22 protein-coding genes are annotated in these 21,983 nt (G+C 37.9%); 17 read left to right on the top strand and 5 right to left on the bottom strand.

Features of this window, described 5'->3' with window-relative positions; all coding sequences use genetic code 11:
* Positions 1-397 precede the first annotated feature (397 nt).
* The gene (locus POD11_RS07610; protein ID WP_262456849.1) at positions 398-1,072 is read right to left on the bottom strand and encodes an FMN-dependent NADH-azoreductase; all 675 of its coding nucleotides are present in this window, start codon (positions 1,070-1,072) and stop codon (positions 398-400) included.
* Between the two features lie 117 nt (positions 1,073-1,189).
* Here POD11_RS07610 and POD11_RS07605 point away from each other — a divergent pair, with 117 nt between their 5' ends.
* From POD11_RS07605 to POD11_RS07595, 3 genes are all read left to right on the top strand, one after another.
* Positions 1,190-2,041, top strand: coding sequence for a LysR family transcriptional regulator (locus POD11_RS07605; protein WP_262456848.1), 852 nt, complete (start codon positions 1,190-1,192; stop codon positions 2,039-2,041).
* A gap of 97 nt (positions 2,042-2,138) precedes the next feature.
* Complete coding sequence (locus POD11_RS07600) at positions 2,139-2,405, top strand: hypothetical protein (protein WP_016141117.1); 267 nt, start codon at positions 2,139-2,141, stop codon at positions 2,403-2,405.
* A gap of 180 nt (positions 2,406-2,585) precedes the next feature.
* Entirely contained in the window at positions 2,586-2,921 is a 336-nt protein-coding gene (locus POD11_RS07595; protein WP_262456847.1) for a hypothetical protein, read from the top strand.
* A 71-nt stretch (positions 2,922-2,992) separates the two neighbouring features.
* On the opposite strand, the gene POD11_RS07590 is transcribed toward POD11_RS07595, so the two are convergent.
* Positions 2,993-3,157 carry a hypothetical protein gene (locus POD11_RS07590; protein WP_016141115.1) on the bottom strand — a complete coding sequence of 55 codons (165 nt, stop codon included), beginning with the start codon at positions 3,155-3,157 and terminating at the stop codon, positions 2,993-2,995.
* Between the two features lie 464 nt (positions 3,158-3,621).
* Between POD11_RS07590 and POD11_RS07585 the strand changes: the two genes are divergently transcribed.
* The 8 genes from POD11_RS07585 to POD11_RS07550 all read left to right on the top strand — a co-directional run bounded on the left by POD11_RS07585 (position 3,622) and on the right by POD11_RS07550 (position 11,038).
* A complete protein-coding gene (locus POD11_RS07585; protein WP_016141114.1) occupies positions 3,622-3,927 on the top strand; it encodes a YcgL domain-containing protein in 306 nt (101 codons plus the stop codon).
* Positions 3,920-4,306 carry a hypothetical protein gene (locus tag POD11_RS07580; protein WP_025470307.1) on the top strand — a complete coding sequence of 129 codons (387 nt, stop codon included), beginning with the start codon at positions 3,920-3,922 and terminating at the stop codon, positions 4,304-4,306. The genes POD11_RS07585 and POD11_RS07580 overlap by 8 nt, the downstream gene beginning before the upstream one ends.
* 29 nt (positions 4,307-4,335) lie before the next feature.
* Positions 4,336-5,187, top strand: coding sequence for an AAA family ATPase (locus POD11_RS07575; RefSeq protein ID WP_005069362.1), 852 nt, complete (start codon positions 4,336-4,338; stop codon positions 5,185-5,187).
* 15 nt (positions 5,188-5,202) lie between these two features.
* Positions 5,203-6,390, top strand: a complete 1,188-nt coding sequence (locus POD11_RS07570; RefSeq protein WP_262456846.1) for a vWA domain-containing protein — start codon at positions 5,203-5,205, stop codon at positions 6,388-6,390.
* Positions 6,391-6,427: 37 nt separating this feature from the next.
* Positions 6,428-7,633, top strand: a complete 1,206-nt coding sequence (trpB, locus tag POD11_RS07565; RefSeq protein ID WP_262456845.1) for a tryptophan synthase subunit beta — start codon at positions 6,428-6,430, stop codon at positions 7,631-7,633.
* Positions 7,634-7,869: 236 nt separating this feature from the next.
* On the top strand, positions 7,870-8,877 hold the full coding sequence (prmB, locus tag POD11_RS07560) for a 50S ribosomal protein L3 N(5)-glutamine methyltransferase (RefSeq protein WP_016141110.1): 1,008 nt from the start codon (positions 7,870-7,872) through the stop codon (positions 8,875-8,877).
* A 12-nt stretch (positions 8,878-8,889) separates the two neighbouring features.
* Positions 8,890-9,981 carry a chorismate synthase gene (gene aroC, locus POD11_RS07555; protein ID WP_262456844.1) on the top strand — a complete coding sequence of 364 codons (1,092 nt, stop codon included), beginning with the start codon at positions 8,890-8,892 and terminating at the stop codon, positions 9,979-9,981.
* A gap of 331 nt (positions 9,982-10,312) precedes the next feature.
* The gene (locus tag POD11_RS07550; protein WP_262456843.1) at positions 10,313-11,038 is read left to right on the top strand and encodes a hypothetical protein; all 726 of its coding nucleotides are present in this window, start codon (positions 10,313-10,315) and stop codon (positions 11,036-11,038) included.
* 186 nt (positions 11,039-11,224) lie between these two features.
* Here POD11_RS07550 and POD11_RS07545 read toward each other — a convergent pair whose 3' ends face one another.
* Positions 11,225-12,454, bottom strand: a complete 1,230-nt coding sequence (locus POD11_RS07545; protein WP_016141107.1) for a GGDEF domain-containing protein — start codon at positions 12,452-12,454, stop codon at positions 11,225-11,227.
* A gap of 320 nt (positions 12,455-12,774) precedes the next feature.
* Between POD11_RS07545 and POD11_RS07540 the strand changes: the two genes are divergently transcribed.
* Positions 12,775-13,527 (top strand): TenA family transcriptional regulator, encoded by a 753-nt coding sequence (locus POD11_RS07540; protein WP_016141106.1) that lies wholly within the window; start codon positions 12,775-12,777, stop codon positions 13,525-13,527.
* Positions 13,528-13,575: 48 nt separating this feature from the next.
* Here the strand turns inward: POD11_RS07540 and POD11_RS07535 are convergent, their stop codons facing one another.
* Together POD11_RS07535 and lipA are read right to left on the bottom strand one after the other, a co-directional pair.
* Positions 13,576-14,715 carry a hypothetical protein gene (locus POD11_RS07535; protein WP_031948247.1) on the bottom strand — a complete coding sequence of 380 codons (1,140 nt, stop codon included), beginning with the start codon at positions 14,713-14,715 and terminating at the stop codon, positions 13,576-13,578.
* Between the two features lie 156 nt (positions 14,716-14,871).
* On the bottom strand, positions 14,872-15,858 hold the full coding sequence (gene lipA / locus POD11_RS07530; RefSeq protein ID WP_016141104.1) for a lipoyl synthase: 987 nt from the start codon (positions 15,856-15,858) through the stop codon (positions 14,872-14,874).
* 361 nt (positions 15,859-16,219) lie between these two features.
* Between lipA and POD11_RS07525 the strand changes: the two genes are divergently transcribed.
* The 5 genes from POD11_RS07525 to POD11_RS07505 are packed head-to-tail and all read left to right on the top strand — an operon-like array spanning position 16,220 to position 21,981.
* Entirely contained in the window at positions 16,220-17,182 is a 963-nt protein-coding gene (locus POD11_RS07525; RefSeq protein WP_031948248.1) for a thiamine pyrophosphate-dependent dehydrogenase E1 component subunit alpha, read from the top strand.
* Positions 17,183-17,195: 13 nt separating this feature from the next.
* Positions 17,196-18,215, top strand: a complete 1,020-nt coding sequence (locus tag POD11_RS07520; RefSeq protein ID WP_001133051.1) for an alpha-ketoacid dehydrogenase subunit beta — start codon at positions 17,196-17,198, stop codon at positions 18,213-18,215.
* A gap of 1 nt (position 18,216) precedes the next feature.
* A complete protein-coding gene (locus POD11_RS07515) occupies positions 18,217-19,755 on the top strand; it encodes a 2-oxo acid dehydrogenase subunit E2 (RefSeq protein ID WP_262456842.1) in 1,539 nt (512 codons plus the stop codon).
* Between the two features lie 10 nt (positions 19,756-19,765).
* On the top strand, positions 19,766-21,169 hold the full coding sequence (lpdA, locus tag POD11_RS07510) for a dihydrolipoyl dehydrogenase (RefSeq protein ID WP_262456841.1): 1,404 nt from the start codon (positions 19,766-19,768) through the stop codon (positions 21,167-21,169).
* A gap of 26 nt (positions 21,170-21,195) precedes the next feature.
* Positions 21,196-21,981, top strand: coding sequence for an acetoin reductase (locus POD11_RS07505; protein ID WP_262456840.1), 786 nt, complete (start codon positions 21,196-21,198; stop codon positions 21,979-21,981).
* Positions 21,982-21,983 lie beyond the last annotated feature (2 nt).

Genomic DNA, 21,983 nt, shown 5'->3' with positions numbered 1-21,983 from the left:
ATGGGCCTTTTTATTCAATAAATGGCCCATACATTAAGATTTTAATTAATGAGATCTTATTTAAAAATCACTTAATTAAATATTAAAATTATAAAAATGAGTTTTCTGTAGATTATCTAAATAATTATTTTGCCTTATAAAATTCATAAAACAATTTAAAATTCCAATAATGAATTAAATTAACTTATAAAATGAGAAAAATTCAATTGCTTAAACATACAGGTCTGTATATTCTTGGTTTTAAGAAAAACAATTTCAACATATATAATATATAACTATAAGTTTGTTTCGGTGCAGAAATGAAAAGCCTACCCAATAGGGTAGGCTTATTTATTTTTATTGGTCTAATATTAATCTAACTTAATTTTAAAATTTAAGTATTAATATCCTTTAAATTCTACGTAAATGAATGAGCAATTTCGGACACAACTTTTTCAGCTTTGTGATAAGCATTTTCTAGTGACGATATATGCCGATGATCACCAAACTCTTGATATTCAGAGGTAATTTCGTAGATTTTCTCTACACCTAAATATTTACTGAGTGTACGAATATGAGGTAAAAGATGACTCATGTTGTTTCTGATACCATCCTCCTCAAAACCAAACTCTCCGCTCGAAGTGATAATAATTAATGTTTTACCAGACAAAAGAGGTTGTAAAGGAAAGTCTCCTCGAGCAAGGTCAAAATCAAAAGTTTTATTAATCCGAATAATTTGATCAAACCATGCTTTAAGCTGTGCAGGCATACCGTAATTGTACATAGGTGAAGAAATTACAAGGATGTCTGAATTTGAAACTTCTGCTATTAATTGATCTGATATAGATAAAACATCGTGTTGAGTTTGTGTTCTGCTAGTTTCAGGAGTGAATACAGCAGCGATCCATTCTTGAGTAATAAATGGTGGAGGATTCATTCCCACATCACGATAGATATATTCATCTATAGGCAGCTGTTTTTTCCATGAATTGATCAATCGAGTAGCAATATTTTTAGAAATCGAATCATGGTTTGGATTAGGGTTCATTGCAGCTCTTACACTAGCGTCTATATGTAATATTTTACTCATCATTAGTTCCATAAAAATTAAGATTTAATTTATTTTGAGTTTTAAAAGATAAGTAGACAAACGAGAAAATTACATTTATAGATGAGTTTGGTTCACCTATAAGTATTATTGGGAGAAAGTATGCAAGTTTCTTTGCAGGCCCTTAAAGCATTTGAATCAGCAGCTCGATTGGGTAGTTTTAAGTTAGCCGCTGAAGAACTTTCGCTCACACCAACTGCAATTTCGCATCATGTTACAAATCTAGAAAGCAGATTAAATGTGGATTTATTTCACCGACAAGTAAGAAAAATAACGCTTACAACAACAGGAGAAAGACTGGCTGGTGCAATTTCCGAAGGATTTCGTAAAATTGAAGATGCCTTAGATGAAATAACGGTAAATGGAAATGTATTGATAGTGGCGAGTACGTCCTCACTCGCTGCAATGTTGTTAATTCCTTCAATAAATGAATTTTATCAATTGCATCCCGATATCTCAGTGGAATTTTCTACAGGTGAAGCTTTAGACAATCATTTATATACCTTACCTATCCGATATGGCGAGGTAGCTTTAGTCAACTCTCAAGATATTGTTAAATATGATTCTTTTAATGTATTTGGTTCATCCAAACTTGATCCACTTAGATGCCCGAGTGAGCCAATAACTTTATTTACAACAGAATGGAAAAACAAGGCATTACCAAGTACACCTCTAGAGGCTTGGCTTAAGGCAAATGCATGGGATCAAAAGAGGGTAACAATTAAGAAATTTGATCAGGAGATTTTTGGGATACATGAAGCCTTAGCTGCCAATGGATTAGTATTTTGCTCTGATACACTGGCCCATAGGTTTGTTAAAGCGAATCTTTTACAAGAGTTTGAAACTAAACCAGTTCAATCAAAGCTATGTTACTACATACCAAATAAGGAAGGTTTTAAGAATAGAAATGCTAGAAAATTTATCGAGTGGGTAGAAAATTTATTCAATCAATAAACTTGTATCTTTAAATGAATTTAACTACATAACACTAAAACTTATATCGCTTTTTTATGTTATAAAATTAGATAAATTAATAATTAGAGAGATAAATATGCTTAATAACTTTAATGCTGAACAAGCTCGCCAAAATGCTAAAAATTTTAAAATAAATCAAGATGTCATATTGGAAAAAATTTTAACTGGTACTGAGTCAGAGTCTAAGGAGGGGAAGCGAAAAGCAAATTTTTGGTTTCCTGTTGATGCCATAAGTCCTGATCATCTTACATTGGTTGAAGAGGAGCTTAAAAGTAGAGGTTTTAATGTCTCAACTGATATTGAACATTCAGGTACCACGATCACAATTGAAATAAGCTTCTAATCATTGATAGGCTTTAACTAAACCATTCTTAAAGCAAGAGTGGTTTTTTTATTGCATGATTTTTAGTGATCTACAAGAAGTACATATAAAATTATTTACAATTAAACTTATATTAATCAGGTTTTTATTTGACAGCTTCCATCTTCTTCTGTAGCTTTATTTTTTGAGTGGAATATGGATATGAACTTCCAAACAATACTTTTAAACTTCAAAAATCAATCTACTGGTACAGATGCATTTAAAGATTTAAAAAATGCTTGTGAACAGTCTCTTAAAGAATCTCAAAATACAAAAGAAAAAGCAGCCATTTACCTAATCTATGGTTTTGCCCGTAGTTATGTACTCTTATATGAAGATGAAGCAGTACCCACTGAATTTTCACATACCTCTAAAAATCAGCTTATTGCCTATATGGAAAGACTTAATCAGGCTTTATTAAGCCATGAGGATAGCGCTATTTTGAATGCTTTAAATCAAGTAAGCGATGACTATATAAAAAGCTCACGAGTCTTCTAGAGCAAATGAACAAGTGCTTAGATAAAAATACTTCTTTAGTTTGAGCTAAAGAAGTATTTTATTTTTATATATTAATGAGACTTTTTCTTACCGCCACCATCTTGTTTATTGACGGTAGACCATGCAATTCGTTCGGCTTCTTCTTCAGAATGACCTCTATCTACTTCACTCTCAACAATATGTTTGGCCTGACGTTTTTGCTTGGCTGTATAAGCAGTTTTATCACCACGAGGCATAATTTTGTCCTCCATATCTATGAACAAGATACTTATTATTGAAACATATCTCGCTATCAAACGAGTTAAATAATGTCTGGTGATGTGTATTGAAGTAGTTAAAAGTTTTACTCAAGTGTATATTCTTACATAAGTAAAAAAGAAATTTATTATTTTTAATAGCTTAAGTATAAATCTTATAAGAATGCTATCAACAAGTATTCAATAATGAATGCTTTTTTGCCGGTCCTAAAACTGATTTTATTTTAGTAAAATAGATTTTTAATTTATTTTTTTAAATCATGTGGTTATGTAAATTTGGTAAAATACCATTCGTGTTTACAACAAAGTAATTATCGACCTTAATCAATGTTGTAGGTTAATATTTCTCAAGAATAAAAAAAACGACTGATGCGTAAACAAACCTGCGTGTGTGTGTCGTTTTTTTTCATGTATGCTGTCCTTAGTTCAAGAGTTGATTTGAAATGCACTGTGATATTTATAGATCGAGCAAAAAAGATGAAATGTACATGTATATTGCTCGTCCAAACTATCCTGACGATGCGGAGCAAGCTGATCCGTTTGAAAATGTTCCTGAAGCTGTTTTACAAGCGTTTGGTCGTGCAACGTTTGTCATGCATTTAGAGTTAGCTCCAACACGTAAATTGGCGCGTGTTAACGTTTTACATGTTTTAGACTCATTACAAACAAAAGGTTTCTTTATTCAGATGCCGCCAGAAGGGTTAATTAACCCAAATGCAGTTGAACCAGAGGGCTTACGTGGTGCGTGAAGATCAAACTGGAATAATGAATCAATTATTTTCTTTTTTGGATGTTGTTCCTGAAGGTGTTATTGCTTTAACAGCTTATGGAATAGGCGCTATTATTGCTTTGTGGTGTTGGTGGCGATTAATGCGCCGTCTTCCTACAACTCTTGGTGCAATTAGCTGGCTTGTGGTATTTGCTATTTTAGTCACACCAACAGTGTCTGAGGGGCCGAATGCATCTGTGGCACCTGCTATTTTTGGACTCCTTTTTGGTGTTTTAACTAAAGATAGCCCGTTAATTTGGTCAAATTTATCTTTAATTCTGTTTGTAGTTGGTCTAGGTTTGGTGATTGGATATTGTTGGTCAAAATATTCAACTAACAAAAACATGCGTTCCATCTAACCATTGAAATAGAAAAATAAGGTCTTTACATGTCTGCTGATACCCAACATTTTACTGGTACAGATCAATATATCGCGACTGATAGTCTTAAGCTTGCTGTAAAAGCAGCTCGTGCTTTGCAAAAGCCTTTACTGATTAAGGGTGAACCTGGCACGGGGAAAACTTTACTTGCTGAACAAGTAGCAGAAAGCTTAGGTTTAAAACTGATTACTTGGCATATCAAATCTACAACTAAAGCGCAGCAAGGGTTGTATGAATATGATGCAGTTTCTCGTTTACGAGACAGCCAGTTAGGTGATGACCGAGTTTACGATATTAAGAACTATATTAAGCCCGGTAAATTGTGGGAAGCTTTCACGAGTGAAGAGCGCTGCGTATTATTAATTGATGAAATTGATAAAGCTGATATCGAGTTCCCAAATGACTTGCTGCATGAACTCGATAAAATGTCTTTTTATGTTTACGAAACGAATGAAACAATTACCGCAACACAACGTCCAATTGTAATTATTACTTCGAATAATGAAAAAGAATTACCCGATGCTTTCTTGCGTCGTTGTTTCTTCCACTACATTGAGTTTCCAGATGAAGCGACCATGCGAGAAATCATTGCGGTTCATTTCCCCAATATCTCTGCAACATTGGTGAACGAAGCTTTACAGGTGTTCTTTAAACTACGTGAAATTCCTAATTTGAAGAAACCGCCATCGACTTCTGAGTTAATTGATTGGTTAAGTTTACTTATGGCAGATGATATGCCAGAAGATGTATTACGTAATCGAGATACATCTAAAGCGATTCCACCTTTATATGGTGCTCTCATCAAAAACGAGCAGGATGTACAACTTCTCGAACGCTTGGCTTTCATGTCTCGACGTTAAGGGAGGGAGTAACCCATGTTTGTGCGGTTATTTTACACCTTACGTAAATATGGTGTTCCAGTTACTACTCGTGAACTCATTGATTTAAACCGTGCAGTGAGGGAAGGCTTAGTTTTTGCCGATCAAGAAGAGTTTTATCAGCTTGCTAAAACTATTTTAGTTAAAGATGAACGCTTTTTTGACAAGTTTGATCGTGCCATGAAAGATTACTTTGATGGTATTGAAACTTTTGATATCGATGAGTTACTTAAGCAAGTTCATAAATTACCAAAAGACTGGTTCGATTTAGAACTTCTCGAAAAGCACTTAACACCAGAGCAAAGAGCTGAACTCCAAAAAGCAGGTTCTTTAGAAGAATTGATGAAAATGCTGGAAGAGCGATTACGCGAACAGCATAAGAAACACCAAGGTGGTAACCGTATGGTTGGCACAGGTGGAACTTCACCTTTTGGAGCTTTTGGTGACCATCCAGAAGGCGTACGAATTGGTGGGCCGGGCCGTAAACGTTCGGCGGTTAAAGTCTGGGAACAGCGTAAATACCAAAATCTAGATGATGACCAAGTTCTTGGTACTCGTCAGATGCAAATTGCTTTACGCCGTTTACGCAAATTTGCTCGCCAAGGGGCAGCTGAAGAGTTAGACGTTGACGGAACTATTCGAGAAACAGCCAAACAAGGTATTTTGGATGTTCAGATGGTGCCAGAGCGTCGTAATCGAATCAAAGTACTCATGTTGTTTGATGTGGGCGGTTCGATGGATGCGCACATTGCTCAATGTGAGAAACTTTTTAGCGCAGCTAAAACTGAATTTAAAACACTCGAATACTTTTATTTCCATAACTGTCTTTATGACTATGTCTGGAAAGATAATTACCGAAGAACAGCGACCCGCATGAATACGTGGGATTTGTTTCATACCTACGGACGCGACTACCGTGTAATTGTGGTAGGTGATGCTAGTATGGCACCGTATGAGCTGAAATCAGTGGGTGGTTCGGTTGAATATATGAATGATGAGACAGGTGAGGTTTGGTTACGTCGCTTACGTCAACATTTTGATAAAACAGCGTGGTTAAACCCTGAAACTGAAGGGTATTGGCATTACACTCAAACCATTGGTTGGATTAAAGAGATTTTTGAAAATCATATGTATCCAATGACGCTAAAAGGCATTGAGGATTTAACGCGCTACCTTTCTCGATAAACTTGATAACTTTAATAATTTAAAAAAGAGGGATGATATGCAACATCAAATTAATGGTATTGCTTTACCGAATGAACAAGGATTTTTTGGTGAATATGGCGGTCAATTCATTCCGCCGCATTTAAAAGAAGCAATGGATGAAATTAATGTTGCTTATGAAGAAATCCGCCATACAGCGGAATTTCAAAATGAACTATCTGATCTCTTTTCAAATTATGTAGGCCGTCCAAGCCCTTTATTTCATGCTAAGCGTCTGTCAGAACAGTTAGGCGGTGCGCAAATTTATTTAAAGCGTGAAGATTTAAATCACACAGGTGCCCACAAAATTAATCACTGCTTGGGTGAGGCCTTACTTGCTAAATATATGGGCAAAAAGAAGGTTATTGCTGAAACAGGTGCGGGTCAGCATGGGGTCGCTTTAGCAACAGCTTGTGCTTTAGTGGGTATTCCATGTGAAATCCACATGGGGCAAGTAGATATCGAAAAAGAGCATCCTAATGTGGTCAAAATGGAAATTTTGGGTGCTCATTTGGTAGCAGTTACACGTGGTACAGCAACTTTAAAAGATGCTGTAGATAGTGCATTTGAAGAATATTTAAAAGATCCTAAAAACTTTATATATGCAATTGGTTCTGTAGTTGGACCACATCCATTTCCAAAAATGGTACGAGATTTTCAATCGATTATTGGTAATGAAATTAAAGAGCAGACGCATCATCGTTTTGGAAAAAATCCGGATTATGTCGTGGCATGTGTAGGGGGCGGTTCAAATGCGATTGGTGCTTTTACCGCATTTTTAAATGATTCGGATGTGAAATTAGTCGGGGTTGAACCAGCTGGACATGGGTTAGAGACCAATATGCATTCAGCAACACTAACTTTAGGTAAGCCAAGTCAAATTCATGGTATGGCGTGTTATGTGCTTGAAAATGAGGCTGGTGAACCTTTACCGGTGCATTCTATTGCTTCAGGATTGGACTATCCGGGTGTTGGGCCACAACATAGTTTCTTAAAAGATTTAGGACGTGTTGAATATAGCACTGCAACTGACCAAGAATGTTTAGAGACTTTTATGACCTTATCTCGTGTTGAGGGCATTGTTCCTGCACTTGAAAGTTCACATGCGGTCGCTTGGGTAATTCGTGAAGCGCCAAAGCTGTCGAAAGAAACCATGATTGTGGTTAATCTCTCTGGACGTGGAGATAAAGACTCTGATTATGTAGCAGAGAAGCTTAAGCTTTAAGCCAACTCAAGACGAAAAGCGGTCAATATTTAAAGACCGCTTTTTTATTTTAGAAATTAAATTTATGGCTACTTAAAACTTCACTATTTCTTAATTAAAACAAAGTATTCTAATTTTAAGCTGTGATTGTTAGAGATAGGTGTGTAAAACACTGGTTCACAAGGCAAAGCGTTGCGTTGCTTGGTCTCACTCAGTAGAATAGTCACTTTGCAAAATTTGCCTTTGGAGACGCCTAAGTGGAGCGACCGACGATTAGCCCTGAACATTTACAGGAAGCTGCTGAAAATTTATCAACAATTCGAGATTTTATTCGTTTTGGGGTATCAGCATTACGTCAACATGATGCACATTTAGGACAAGGTACTGAAGATTATTTTGCAGAAAGTTCTGCACTAGTTTTACAAACCTTATCTCTTGAATGGTCAGCGGACGCAGAAATTCTAGATGCCAAGTTATTACCAAGTGAAAAAGCAGAATTTTTAAGTTTGTTAGAACGTCGTATTAATGATCGTATTCCAACTTCTTATTTATTAAATTTAGCTTACTTCTTTAATAAGCCATTTTATGTAGATGAGCGTGTACTTATTCCACGTTCACCAATTGCAGAGTTAATTGAGCAACGTTTTGCACCTTATTGCTTAGATGAAAATGGTCAAATGCGCGAAGCTCTCAATAACTTACCAGAAAATGCAAAGCCTAAGACACCACAACGTATTTTAGATATGTGCACAGGCTCTGGTTGTATTGCTGTAGCTTTAGCTTATGCTTACCCAGATGCTGAAGTGGATGCAACAGACATTTCTAAAGAAGCCTTAGAAGTAGCTTCGATTAATGTTGAACACCACAATAAACAATATCAAGTTGCGTTACTTGAATCTGATTTATTTGCCAAGATTCCAGCTGAAAATCAGTATGATTTGATTGTAAGTAACCCTCCGTATGTTGATGCCGAAGATATGGCTGACTTACCAGAAGAGTTTTTACATGAACCTGAACTTGCTTTGGCAGCAGGCCAAGATGGTTTAGACCTCGTGCGTAAAATGCTTGCTCAAGCAGCAGATTATTTAACTGAAGATGGTCTTATTGTTATTGAAGTTGGTAACTCTGAATGGGCTATGCGTCAGAACTTCAATACTATTGATTTCAACTGGCTTACTTTCCAAAAAGGTGGTTCTGGCATTTTTGCTTTAACCGCAGAACAATGTCGTCGTTATAGAAAACTATTTGAACAGCAACAAGCATAAGGAGTTGTACATATGGCAGGGAACAGTATTGGACAACTCTTTCGTGTAACGACATGTGGTGAGTCTCATGGCGTTGGCCTCATGGCAATTGTTGATGGCGTGCCACCTGGTCTTGAGCTAAACGAAGAAGATCTACAACAAGATCTAGACCGCCGTAAGCCAGGTACATCGAAATTTGCAACTCAGCGCAAAGAGCCTGATCAAGTTGAAATTATTTCTGGTGTGTTTGAGGGTAAAACCACCGGTACACCAATCGGTTTACTCATTCGCAATACTGACCAAAAATCTAAAGATTACGGCAATATCGCGCAAACCTTTAGACCGGGACATGCGGACTACACCTATACACAAAAGTATGGTTTCCGTGATTACCGCGGTGGTGGACGTTCTAGTGCTCGTGAAACTGCTATGCGTGTTGCAGCGGGTGCTATTGCTAAAAAATATTTAGCAGAAAAGTTCGGCGTTTCGATTCGCGGCCATGTCACCCAAATTGGTAATGAAGTTGCTGAAAAACTGGATTGGAATGAAGTTCCGAATAATCCATTTTTCTGTGGTGATGTCGATGCTGTTCCCCGTTTTGAAGCATTGGTGACATCTTTGCGTGAACAAGGTACCAGCTGTGGTGCCAAGCTAGAAATTTTAGCTGAAAAAGTTCCTGTAGGTTGGGGTGAACCTGTTTTTGATCGTCTTGATGCTGATATTGCTCATGCCATGATGAGTATTAATGCGGTTAAAGGGGTAGAAATTGGTGACGGTTTCGCAGTTGCCGGGCAATTTGGTCATGAAACACGTGATGAGTTGACGAGTAATGGCTTCTTGGCGAACCATGCAGGCGGTATTTTAGGGGGTATCTCAAGTGGTCAAACCATTCGAGTCGCTATTGCATTAAAGCCTACTGCAAGTATTACAACGCCAGGGAAAACGATTAATTTAAATCGTGAAGATACTGACGTATTGACTAAAGGTCGTCATGACCCATGTGTAGGTGTACGAGCGACTCCAATTGCAGAAGCAATGTTGGCTATTGTCCTCATGGACCATTTCTTGCGCCATCGTGCCCAAAATGCAGATGTTATTCCACCATTTGCGCCAATTGAACCATAGTTATAATTTTTGACTATATTAAATAAAACCCCATATTTAACCTAAATATGGGGTTTTTAATTTTTATTAGATTAGAATTTATTAAATTTTAAATTATTTCTTGTCTTATAATTTCTATACAAATATAATGCCGTGCGATTTATTTTTGAATATATTTATCTTTTAATATTGGGAATTAAAGTTTCTTAATTTACTGAGAGGACTCAATATCTATATTTATTCCTAGAAGCTAATTTCACTAAACTGCTTCTATATAAGCTTATTACATATTTAAATTTTATTACTTTAAACAAATTATTTTGAAGTCATCATTGAAATTGGGGAAATATCAATGAATCAATGCACATATAGAATTGGCTGTATGTCAAAGGATAAACTATTGCCAAAAAACTTACAGGCAATGATAAAAGTTATTCATGAATTATCTTTATCTTCTCAGCTATGTGAAAACTGGATATATAGTGATGATAACCCAGATATATATATTATTGATTTAGATAGTGGCTATACCAATATCCTTATTCCTAAAAAAATTAAAATCGTATTAAGTAATAATCCTGAGCTTTTAAAAGGTTACCAATATGGGCTGAAGAGACCAATACGGTATCAGGAACTTTTGAATATATTGAAAGAAGTGGAAAATAACGAGTATTTCCAAAAGACTCATCAAGAGCGTATAGCAAGTAACAAAAATATAGCTTCTAAAGAATTTGAGGAAACAAAAATCTTATATAAACTCGTTTGTTATCCAAACTTTAAAAACATTCATGCGGAGCAGATTGTTAATGTAACTAGAGTTTGTGCTTTATTGTCTATAGAATCAAAAACAGCACAAGAGATTAAGAAGTTTTTGAACTTATCTGTAGATGAAATACAAAAAATTATAGAAATTATTAGAAAAGAAGCCTATCCAAACGATGAAACAATACATGAGAACATTGTTTCAATATTACCATTTTCAAATAAGACTATTCCCAATACACCCCAAAGAATACAACAAAATCTTCTATTTTACTTTTTTAGTAAAATCTGGAGAAAGTTGAGGAGGGATTTCTAATAAACTAAAGTATTTCTAAAGTAGAGTAATTAAATTTGATAATTTTTTTATAAATTATCTTTAGCTTTTGCCACGGATGGAAAAGCTAATATTGATTTCTTATCATTTTGAATCGAATCAAGGAGTGCAAAACAGTAAATTATATATTTATTAATCAAAAAATATTCTCAATATTATTCTGACTCTTTAAGTTAAATCTACAATTTGTTCTTCATTTACAGCAATCTTATATTGATTACGTCCATTCGTTTTTGCTTTATATAATGCATGGTCAGCTCGTGCAACAAAAGCAGAAATTGAGTCATTTAGTCGTGGAATTGTGGTTGCGACTCCAACGCTAATGGTGACATAGGGTGAAACATCACTACATGGATGCTTAATCGCAATCTTACTAATTGCATTCATTAAACGCTCGACCTGTATTAAAGCTTGTTGGGCATTTGTCATTGGGAATAATAGTAAGAACTCTTCGCCACCATAACGAGCAACTAAGTCACCACTACGAGCTGCAATAGAAGAAATTGCAACTGCAATTTCTTTTAAACATTCATCACCTTTTATATGTCCTAGTGTGTCATTGTAAGATTTAAAATAATCAATATCGACCATCATGATGGTGAGTGGTGTTTCATGGCGTAATGCGCGTCGCCATTCATTATCAAGAGTCTCATCTAAATAGCGGCGATTGGCTAAACCTGTAAGTGCATCTTGCTGCGAAAGTAAAGAAAGTTGCTGTGCTTGTTGCATGAGCTCAATACGGTTTAGCTCGATCATGCAGTTTTGTAAATAGTTTTCACGGTGCTGACGGTCAGTTGCATAGGCGAGAGTCATTCCTAGAAAACTACTAAAGGTATAAGTGCGGTTCAGAAAAGTCCAGTCGATTACACCATTTAAGTAGTTACTTACTAAAATTCCAGCTAGTCCTCCTATCCATCCAGCAAATATGGCGGTATAGAAACGCATACCAACAGCACCATAAATAATGACGATTGCATACATCATCGCTGCATGAAAAAGAACATTTTCTTGTCCATTTTCTATAACGTTAATTAAAATAAAAGTAATTGCTACCGCTAAAGCTGAGCCAATTCCTACATAATAATCAAAATACTGATTTAATTTTTTAATAAATGATAAAATCCAAGCAATAAAAATAATTACACCGACCCAAGAATAATAGTTAAACCAGGGTAAAACTTGCTCAGTTGGCAATACTTGATATATACCAAAACTTAAAAATATATATAATATTAAAATAATAGGCGCTCTATAGCGGAACTCATAGGCAGCACCGTTTTGGTATTGAAAACGATAAATCGTTTCAAGCTGCTTTGGAAACCATACGAAATTTAAACCTCGCGTGGTTAATAAATCTATTTGTTCCTGTCCCAATATATTGGAACCCTGCAACTTCATAATTAATGCTCTCTATATTGGAAGTTGTCATAAAATGAGACTTATTTTAAGTAAAGTTCCATCTAAAAATATTGATTATATAATGTGTGGTTTATAGAAAATAATAATACAGTTTTTTTAAAAAAGTAATGATTTTTATCTATGTTAAATGTGATAAAAATCACGACATTTCAATGATTAGCGGAACAATTATCTAAAGATCCACAATCCATCGAAAAAAGTTACAAATGGTCGATTAACGATTGTATCTTTATCATTTTCGGATAGACTTATAGCGTGAAATACAGATGATTGCTGTCATATAAATAGGAAAATTAGCAATGACTGCTCTAAATCAATATGGAATGAATTTAGAAATTACACCGCATAATGAATGGTCACAACGGTTCTGGGACGACCTGTTACCAGCGAAAGAACGGGTGAGTAAACATCCGTTTTTTACGGAAATGGCCAATGGGGGATTGAGCCTAGATAGTTTCCGTTATGCTTTACTTAATTTCTATCCATTAGTCGCCCATTTCCCGTCGTATATGGCTGGAGCATTAGGCAAAGCAACAGGTTTTTCTGAACCTGGAGTTACAGAAGCAAGAGATTGGTTAATCCAAAATATCAAGGTAGAAGAGCGACACTTAAAATGGTATCGCGATTGGGCTGGAGGTTTTGGTTTAACTGTCGATGAGCTTGATCATGTACGTCCACCAGCTGCAATGAATGCGGTAAACCATTTTCTATGGAATATGAGTTATCGTGGAAATTTGGCAGAATGTCTTGCTGCAACAAATTTGGCGATTGAATGGGCAACTGGAGATTGGTCAATTCAGGTGTATAAAGGTATTCATACCTATACTAATCATCCTGAAGTCACGATTGATAAACGTTCTTTAGCTTGGCTGCGCGCTCATGCCCATTATGATGATCTTCATCCATATGAAGCTATGGAGCTGATTAAGCGCTTATGTAATGACCGTCCTGACTGGCAGCAAAAAGCATTTCATGCTGCCGAAGAAGGGCTGCGGTATTATGAATTAGCCCTAGACGACTGCTATAAAGTACAGCTTCAGGCTTCTGCTTGATCTCACTTAAAAAAGGGAGAATATCGTATGGATATTCTCCCTTTTATTTTATTCAAGCAATTTTAAAAGCTTAGTTCGATAAGGTGTTTCTTCGGGTAATAATTCAAGCAAACGTTCAACGGCATCTACACGGTCCGGAACACGGCTGACTACTCGTAATAGTTGGTCAATATCTTCAATTTGATAAATCACATGACTCAAGCGAGCATCAAAGCAATCTCTCCATGCACATAAAAATGGACTTTCTGATTTAGATAAAAAACTTCCTCTATAGAGTGTAAGGGTGGTCGATGTGAAACCAAGATTTAATGCTTGTTCTGCCATTAAAAAATCACATTGAATTTCACAGTTAAGTCGATAAGGCCGTGACTCAATGACACCTGGAATTAAATTTCTAAGTTGAGAAAGTTCTGCTTTTAACGTGGTGGTACTTACAGGCCGGTCACCATATAAAGCATAGTGAAGTTCTTCAAGATTAATCCCTTCGGGACAAAGGGTTAAAATACATAGAATTTCAATCTGGCGTTGAGTCAATGTAAGGCTGTGTTGGTTATATTGAACTTTGGGCGTTCCAAAGGCCTTAATATACAAAATATTTTTTTGATGTAGCTGAATTGCTTGTTTAACAATATCTGCACATCTTTCAACGGCTAAAAGACCAAGAGAATTATGCTTATGAGATTTAGTCGATAAATTCATAATCCCATAAAATTGACCAGTATGTGTATCGGTAATCGGTGCGGCATAACACACCCAATCCCTGACACTATTCATCTGGTTTTCATGTGAGTAAACGCAGTTCGGTGAGTGAGTATTCAATGCTAAACCAATTGCATTTTGTCCTACAGCCTGAGTAGACCACTGACCACCTTCAACAAAGTGTACTTGCTCGGCTGATGAGCGCATTGGATGGCTACTCCATGTCCAAAGTAGAGTGCCATGAGGATCAGTCACACCAATTGCCATATCGGCATCTTCGGCAATATGCATTAAATTGCGATGACACTCATGAATCGAACGACCAAATAATGAATGTTCCCATTCTTCATTAAGATCAAAAATAGGGGCTGCATCAAGGTCAAGAGATGGTTTCTTTCCTAATTTTTGAGAATGGGATGAAGATTCCGGCCGAAATAAGGACGGAGTAGTGTCTATAAAAGGCGATGATAATTGTTCTGACATATCCATATCGAAATTCCTTTATCATTGAAATGGCGTATCCGTAGCCGCTCAACTGTTATAACTTTTTTATTGTGACTATTTCCTAGTTATCTCCTTACCTTAAATAATTTTATAGGTCTTGACCATTAGCCTATTGGATAAGTTTTGTTAATTGCCTATTCCTTACGATAAGACATCTTGTCGGCTGAAAGGTTTTGGTGCTGCTTCTCCAAAATATTGTCGATCGGCAAAATAGCTAGAACGGACCATCGGTGCACTCCAGATATTTTTAAAACCTAATCGTTTACCATGTCGAGTATATCGTTCAAATTCTTGTAAATTTACAAACCGATGAATAGGTGCATGTGATTTTGAAGGCTGAAGATATTGACCAATCGTGACAAGATCTACTTGATAATCTTTTAAGTCATTAAGTAGAGCAAGTACTTCTGCCTCAATTTCTCCTAACCCAACCATTAGACCAGATTTGGTTTTGATATCGGGACAATACGCTTTAAAGCGTTTTAGCAGCTCTAGTGAATGTTGATAGTCTGACCCAGGGCGCATCGCTTTATATAAACGAGGCACTGTCTCAATATTATGATTAAACACATCTGGTGGAGATAAACTCAAAGTTGAAAGCGCTGTTTCTAAACGTCCACGAAAATCTGGTACTAAAATCTCAATTAATGTCTCTGGACAACGCTTTCTGATCTCTTCAATACATTTTACAAAATGTGCAGCTCCACCGTCATGTAGATCGTCGCGGTCAACAGAGGTAATCACGACATATTTTAAGTTTAGGTTTGCGACTGTTTCTGCCAAGTGTTTAGGTTCATCTTCGTCTAAAGCTTTTGGGCGACCATGAGCGACATCACAAAAAGGGCAGCGTCTAGTACAGATGTCTCCCATAATCATAAATGTAGCTGTACCTCCACCAAAACATTCGGGTAAGTTTGGACAGGCTGCTTCTTCGCAAACGCTATGCAACTTTTGTTGGCGTAGCAAATTTTTTATCCGTTTGATTTCTTCAAAATCGGTTATTTTTGCTCTAATCCAATCCGGTTTAGTGGGTAACTCTTCTGTAGGTAAAATTTTAATAGGAATGCGAGCGACTTTATCTGCTCCTCTTAATTTAATACCAGTTTCTGCTTGTCTTTTAAAATCCATATTAATAATTCCATTTTGTTTAAAAATTATTTAAACTCCTGTTTTTTTAATTTAACAACTTATTTAAATCATATTAATAAGTCGCAATTAATTAAATACACAGGGTGTGGCGAGTATTATAAAATAAGAAAGGTTGGTTAAAGGTTTGTTTTGCAACATAATGAAAATTATAAAAATTTTTTTAAATTATTTTTATGGGTTAAGTTTTTGAAATTAAAAAATTAATTAAGTTTATTTTAAATAAAAACTTTTTAGTCTAATAGATTAATTCTTGATTTTAGATTTAAGTATTTATGGCGAATTAGATTTTCGCTTGAAACTTGGTTGAACTTTTAAAATCAAGATAATAAAGGAAAAGGATATGCAATTAACGGAAGAGCAATTACTCGCAGCATATAAACGCATGCGTGATATTCGTGAATTTGAGGATCGACTTCACGAAGAAAATACCAATGGTGATATTCCAGGTTTTATTCACCTATACAGTGGAGAAGAAGCTGTTGCAGTTGGTATTTGTGAAAACCTAACCGACAAAGACTATATCACTTCAACCCATCGTGGACATGGGCACTGTATTGCAAAAGGTTGTGACATTCACGCCATGATGCTGGAAATTTTCGGTAAAGATGACGGACTGTGCCGTGGAAAAGGCGGTTCTATGCATATTGCCGATTTGGATAAAGGTATGCTCGGTGCCAACGGAATTGTGGGCGGCGGGCCTCCATTAGCAATTGGTGCAGCGTTGACAGCAAAAACCTTAAAAACTGGTGGCGTTGGACTGTCTTTTACAGGTGATGGCGGCTCAAACCAAGGCTTGACCTTTGAAGCAATGAACATGGCTGTTGTTCTTAAACTTCCAGTCATTTTTGTTTTCGAAAATAACGGTTTTGGTGAAGGAACGGGCCATGATTACGCGGTAGGAAGTAAGGATATTGCGGGTCGTGCAGCTGGTTTTGGTTTACCAGCAGTTAAAGTTGATGGTACCGATTTCTTTGCAGTTTATGAAGCGGCCCAAACTGCTATTGAACGTGCACGTCGTGGTGAAGGTCCAAGTGTGATTGAAACCATTACGAACCGCTTTTATGGCCACTTTGAAGGTGACCCGGGCTTGATTCGCTCTAAAGAAGAAGTCGAATTCATCAAAGAAAATAAAGATCCTTTGAAAATTTTCCGAGAAAAAGTCAAAGGCAAAATTGATGAAGCCAAACTAGACGAGATTGATGCAGCATCTAAAGCAAATGTTGATGATGCTGTTGCTAAAGCTCGTGCTGCGGCATACCCACAACCAGAACAACTCCTTACTGACGTCTATGTCTCTTACTAAAGGAATAGTAAAGATGCCAAATAAAAGTTTTCGTAATGCGATTAAAGAAGCCATTGAATCAGAAATGCGCCGCGACCCAACTGTTTTTGTGGTTGGTGAAGATGTACGCGGAGGCCATGGCGGCAAAAATACCGAAGAGAACGAGCTTGAAGGCTTCGGTGGTGTACTTGGTGTAACCAAAGGTTTATGGACGGAATTTGGTTCAGAACGTGTTATTGATACCCCAATTACCGAATCAGCGATTATTGGTATGGCCGCTGGTGCTGCGGCTACAGGTTTACGTCCTGTTGCTGACTTAATGTTTATGGATTTCTATGGCGTGTGTCATGACATGCTCTATAACCAAGCCGCTAAGTTCCGTTATATGTTCGGCGGAAAAGCAAAAGCACCAATGGTTGTACGCGGCATGATTGGCGCAGGTTTTTCTGCGGCAGCTCAGCATTCTCAGTCACCATATAACGTATTTGCTGCGGTTCCGGGCTTAAAAGTTGTAGTTCCATCTAGCCCATATGATGTGAAAGGGCTATTAATTCAGGCTATTCGAGATGACGACCCTGTGGTGTTCTGTGAGCATAAAATGCTTTATGACATTAAAGGTGAAGTTCCAGATGATGCCTATACCATTCCATTTGGTGTAGCAAATTACACCCGTGAAGGGACAGATGTGACCATTATTGCTTTAGGGTTAATGGTACACCGTGCCAATGAAGTAGCGGATAAATTGGCAAAAGATGGTATTTCAGTTGAAGTGGTAGACCCTCGTACAATTTCACCTCTGGATGAAGAAGGAATTTTAGAGTCTGTTGCATCGACTGGACGTGTGGTTATTGTGGACGAATCAGCGGCACGCTGTGGCTTTGGGCATGATGTTGCTGCACTGATCGCACAAAAAGGTTTCCACTATTTAAAAGCACCTGTTGAACTCGTAACGCCACCACATACGCCTGTTCCATTCTCTCCGGTTTTAGAAAAAGAATGGATTCCAAGTGTAGAGCGTATTGAGCAAGCTGTGCGAAAAACATTGGAGGCTTAGGATGAGCGAAATTAAAACGTTGGAGATCCCGAAATGGGGATTATCCATGGAAGAAGGCACGATTGCCCAATGGTTGATTAAAGAAGGTGATAGCTTTAATAAAGGCGATGAAATTTGTGAAATTGAAACCACAAAAATCGTCAATGTATTAGAAGCGCCTTTTGCAGGAACGCTCCGTAAAATTTTAGCAAAAGATGGTGAGACTTTACCGGTCGGTGGGCTTATTGCGGTATGTGCTGAAAGTGAAGTTTCTGATGCAGAAATTGAAACGTTTATTGCATCACTAGGTGGTTCAGCAGCTAAAGCCCCTGAAGCATCTTCGGAACAGAGTAAAGCGGAAACATCTGCACCTGTTGCTGAAAAAGCAGAACAACCACAGTCTATAGCTGCAAGTGCTCCAGTTCCAGTAAAGGCTGCTAAAGGTGACTACGCTGTACCCGAGTTATTACAAGGTTATCAAACATCTGATGAGTTGTTTACAACACCGCATGCGTTAAAACTTGCTGAAAAGTATAATGTGAACTTAGCGAAAGTCACAGGTTCTGGCCGTGAAGGACGTATTAGTGTTCAAGACATCCAGAAAGCTGTGCAGGCTGCTGGAGGTCAGTGGCCTGATATTAAACAGCAAACTCAAGCTAAAGTAGTTAAATCTACTGCCGACGATAGCCGAGTTTCAGCGACGCCTGTAGCACGTCGTTTAGCAAAACAATGGGGCATTAACTTAAATGACTGCCGTGTTTCAGGTACTCGTGGCCGAGTTTGTAAAGAAGATGTTGAAGCAGTTTATTATCGCAATAACCCAACGTCGGTAAATGAACAATCTGCTCAATGTGCTGTTGCTCAGCCACAGTCGACCGTTACAACTGTGGCGATGAATGGTATGCGTAAAGCGATTGCTTCACGGTTACAGGCTGCAAAACGTAATGCACCGCATTTCCGCCTAGTAGTCGATCTAAACGTAGAAGCTATGCAAAAACTACGTAAGCAAATTAATGAAACTGTGCCACAGGTGAAGCTTTCTATTAATGACATGTTAATTAAGGCAGCTGCAGCAGCACTCATTAAAGTACCTGAGGTGAATGTTCAATTTGATGAGGCGACTCAATCAATTTTACAGTTTTCTCAAGCAGATATTTCAGTAGCTGTGGCAATTCCAAACGGTTTAATTACACCCATTGTGAAAGCGGCGAATCAAAAATCGTTGGCACAAATTTCCGATGACATGCGTGATTTGGCAACGCGTGCCAAGACTGGCAAGTTACAACCTGATGAGTTTCAAGGCGGCAGCTTTAGCATTTCAAATTTAGGAATGTTAGGCATTAAACAGTTCGATGCCATTATTAACCCACCGCAAGGTGCAATTATGGCATTAGGTGCTTCTGAATCTCGCGCTGTTGTTGAAAATGGCAATGTAGTGGTTCGTGAGATTGTCACAGCGACTTTGTCATGCGATCACCGAGTCATTGATGGTGCAGTTGGGGCGAAATTCTTGGCCAGCTTTAAGCAGTTTGTTGAAAACCCTGCTTTAATTTTGGTGTAGGAGAACCCGCATGTCAGAAGCTCAATTTGATTTAATTGTGATTGGCGCGGGACCGGGTGGGTATGTGGCTGCAATTCGTGCAGCCCAGCTCGGGTTAAAAACCGCAATTGTAGAAGAACAACATTTAGGCGGAATTTGCCTAAACTGGGGCTGTATTCCAACTAAAGCTTTGCTTGCAGGGGCAGAGCTTGCAACTCAGTTTAAACATGCCGGACAGTTTGGGTTTCAGGTATCCCAGCTCGATTTTGATATTCAAAAGCTTGTGCAACATAGCCGCCAAGTATCAGCTCAGTTAGTACAAGGCATTGATTACTTGCTTAAAAAGAATCAAGTAACTGTGTTTAATGGTCGTGCTCAGCTTACGGCTAAAGAAAAAATTGAAGTGACCGATGCTCAAGGTAAAAGCCAGGCTTTGAGTGCACCCCATATTATTTTGGCAACTGGAGCTAAAGCTCGACATGTTCCTCAGCTTCCTGTCGATGGAACGTACGTGTGGAGCTATAAAGAAGCGCTTGTGCCAGAGCAGTTACCAAAAAGCTTACTGGTTGTGGGTTCGGGTGCAATTGGTAGCGAGTTTGCTAGCCTTTATCAAGACTTGGGTTGTCAGGTCACGCTTATTGATTTAGCCAAGCAGATTTTACCAACTGAAGATGCGGAAGTTGCCCAATTTGTCAGAAAACAATTTGAACAAAAAGGTATGAAAGTCTTAACCGATGCTGTCGTTCAAAGCATTCAAATTGAAAATGGTCAAGTTCACTGTGTAGTTGAAACGGCAAATGATGTTCAAACGCTTGTTTTTGACCGTGTACTTTCGGCAATTGGTGTACAGCCTAATACTACGGGGCTAGGGCTGGAACGTTTAGGTGTGGAACTCAATCCACAAGGTTTTGTGGCAATTGATGACTATTGTAAAACCAACGTAGCAGGACTTTATGCCATTGGGGATGTTGCTGGAGCACCGTGTCTTGCCCACAAAGCAAGCCATGAAGCCATGATATGTGTCGAGAAAATTGCTGGTGTAGCAAACGTCCATTCACTCGATCGTAGCCAAATCCCGGGTTGTATTTTTACGCATCCACAAGTGGCGAGTATTGGTTTAACTGAAAATGCAGCAAAAGCTAAGAATTTGCCTATACGAACTGGCAAGTTTTCTTTAACTGCGAATGGCAAAGCTTTGGCAATTGGAGATGCGTCAGGTTTCGTTAAAACGGTGATACATGCAGAGACGGGCGAACTACTTGGTGCACATATGGTAGGCCATGAAGTGACTGAACACATTCAAGGCTTTGCAATTGCTAAATATCTAGAAGCAACTGATGAAAGCTTAGCTCAAGTGATTTTCCCGCATCCAACATTATCAGAAGCCATGCATGAGTCCATTCTGGCTTCAATGCAACGAGCGATTCATATGTAGAAATTCTGCATTTACAGGAGTTGAACATGGTTAAGGGATTAAAAAATAAGGTCGCTTTAGTCACAGGGGCAGCTCAAGGCATTGGCCGTGGGATTGCCCTGCGCTTGGCGCAAGAAGGGGCACATATTGCATTAGTTGATATGAAACAAGATCGATTGAATGATGTGCAGCAGGAAATTCAGGCTTTAGGTGTAAATGCGAGCACATTTATTGCTGATGTCAGTGACCGCGAGCAAGTGTATGCTGCTATAAATCATGCTGAGCAGGCCCTTGGTGGATTTGATATCATGATTAATAATGCTGGAATTGCACAAGTTCAAGCGATTGCGGATATCACACCTGATGAATTTCAAAAAATTGTTGATATCAATATTGGTGGAGTACTGTGGGGCATACAGGCTGCAGCTGCGAAATTTAAGCAACGCCTACATAAAGGTAAAATCATTAATGCTTGTTCAATTGCTGGGCATGATGGGTTTGCTTTACTCGGTATTTACTCGGCAACCAAATTTGCAGTACGAGCACTTACCCAAGCCGCGGCTAAAGAATATGCCAGTCACGGTATTACGGTAAATGGATATTGCCCCGGAATTGTCGGAACGGACATGTGGGTTGAAATCGATAAACGTTTTGCTGAAATTACGGGTGCTGCAATTGGTGAAACTTATAAAAAATATGTGGAAGGTATTGCCTTAGGTAGAGCCCAAACACCAGATGATGTAGCCGCTTTAGTTGCTTTTCTGGCGAGCGAAGATTCGGACTATATTACGGGTCAATCCATTTTAACGGACGGCGGCATTGTCTATCGCTAAAA

Source organism: Acinetobacter sp. P1(2023), assembly GCF_028367635.1.
Classification (GTDB): domain Bacteria; phylum Pseudomonadota; class Gammaproteobacteria; order Pseudomonadales; family Moraxellaceae; genus Acinetobacter; species Acinetobacter pittii_E.
The sequence above is the reverse complement of the archived record's forward strand: the minus strand, read 5'-3'. Positions and strand labels throughout refer to the sequence as shown.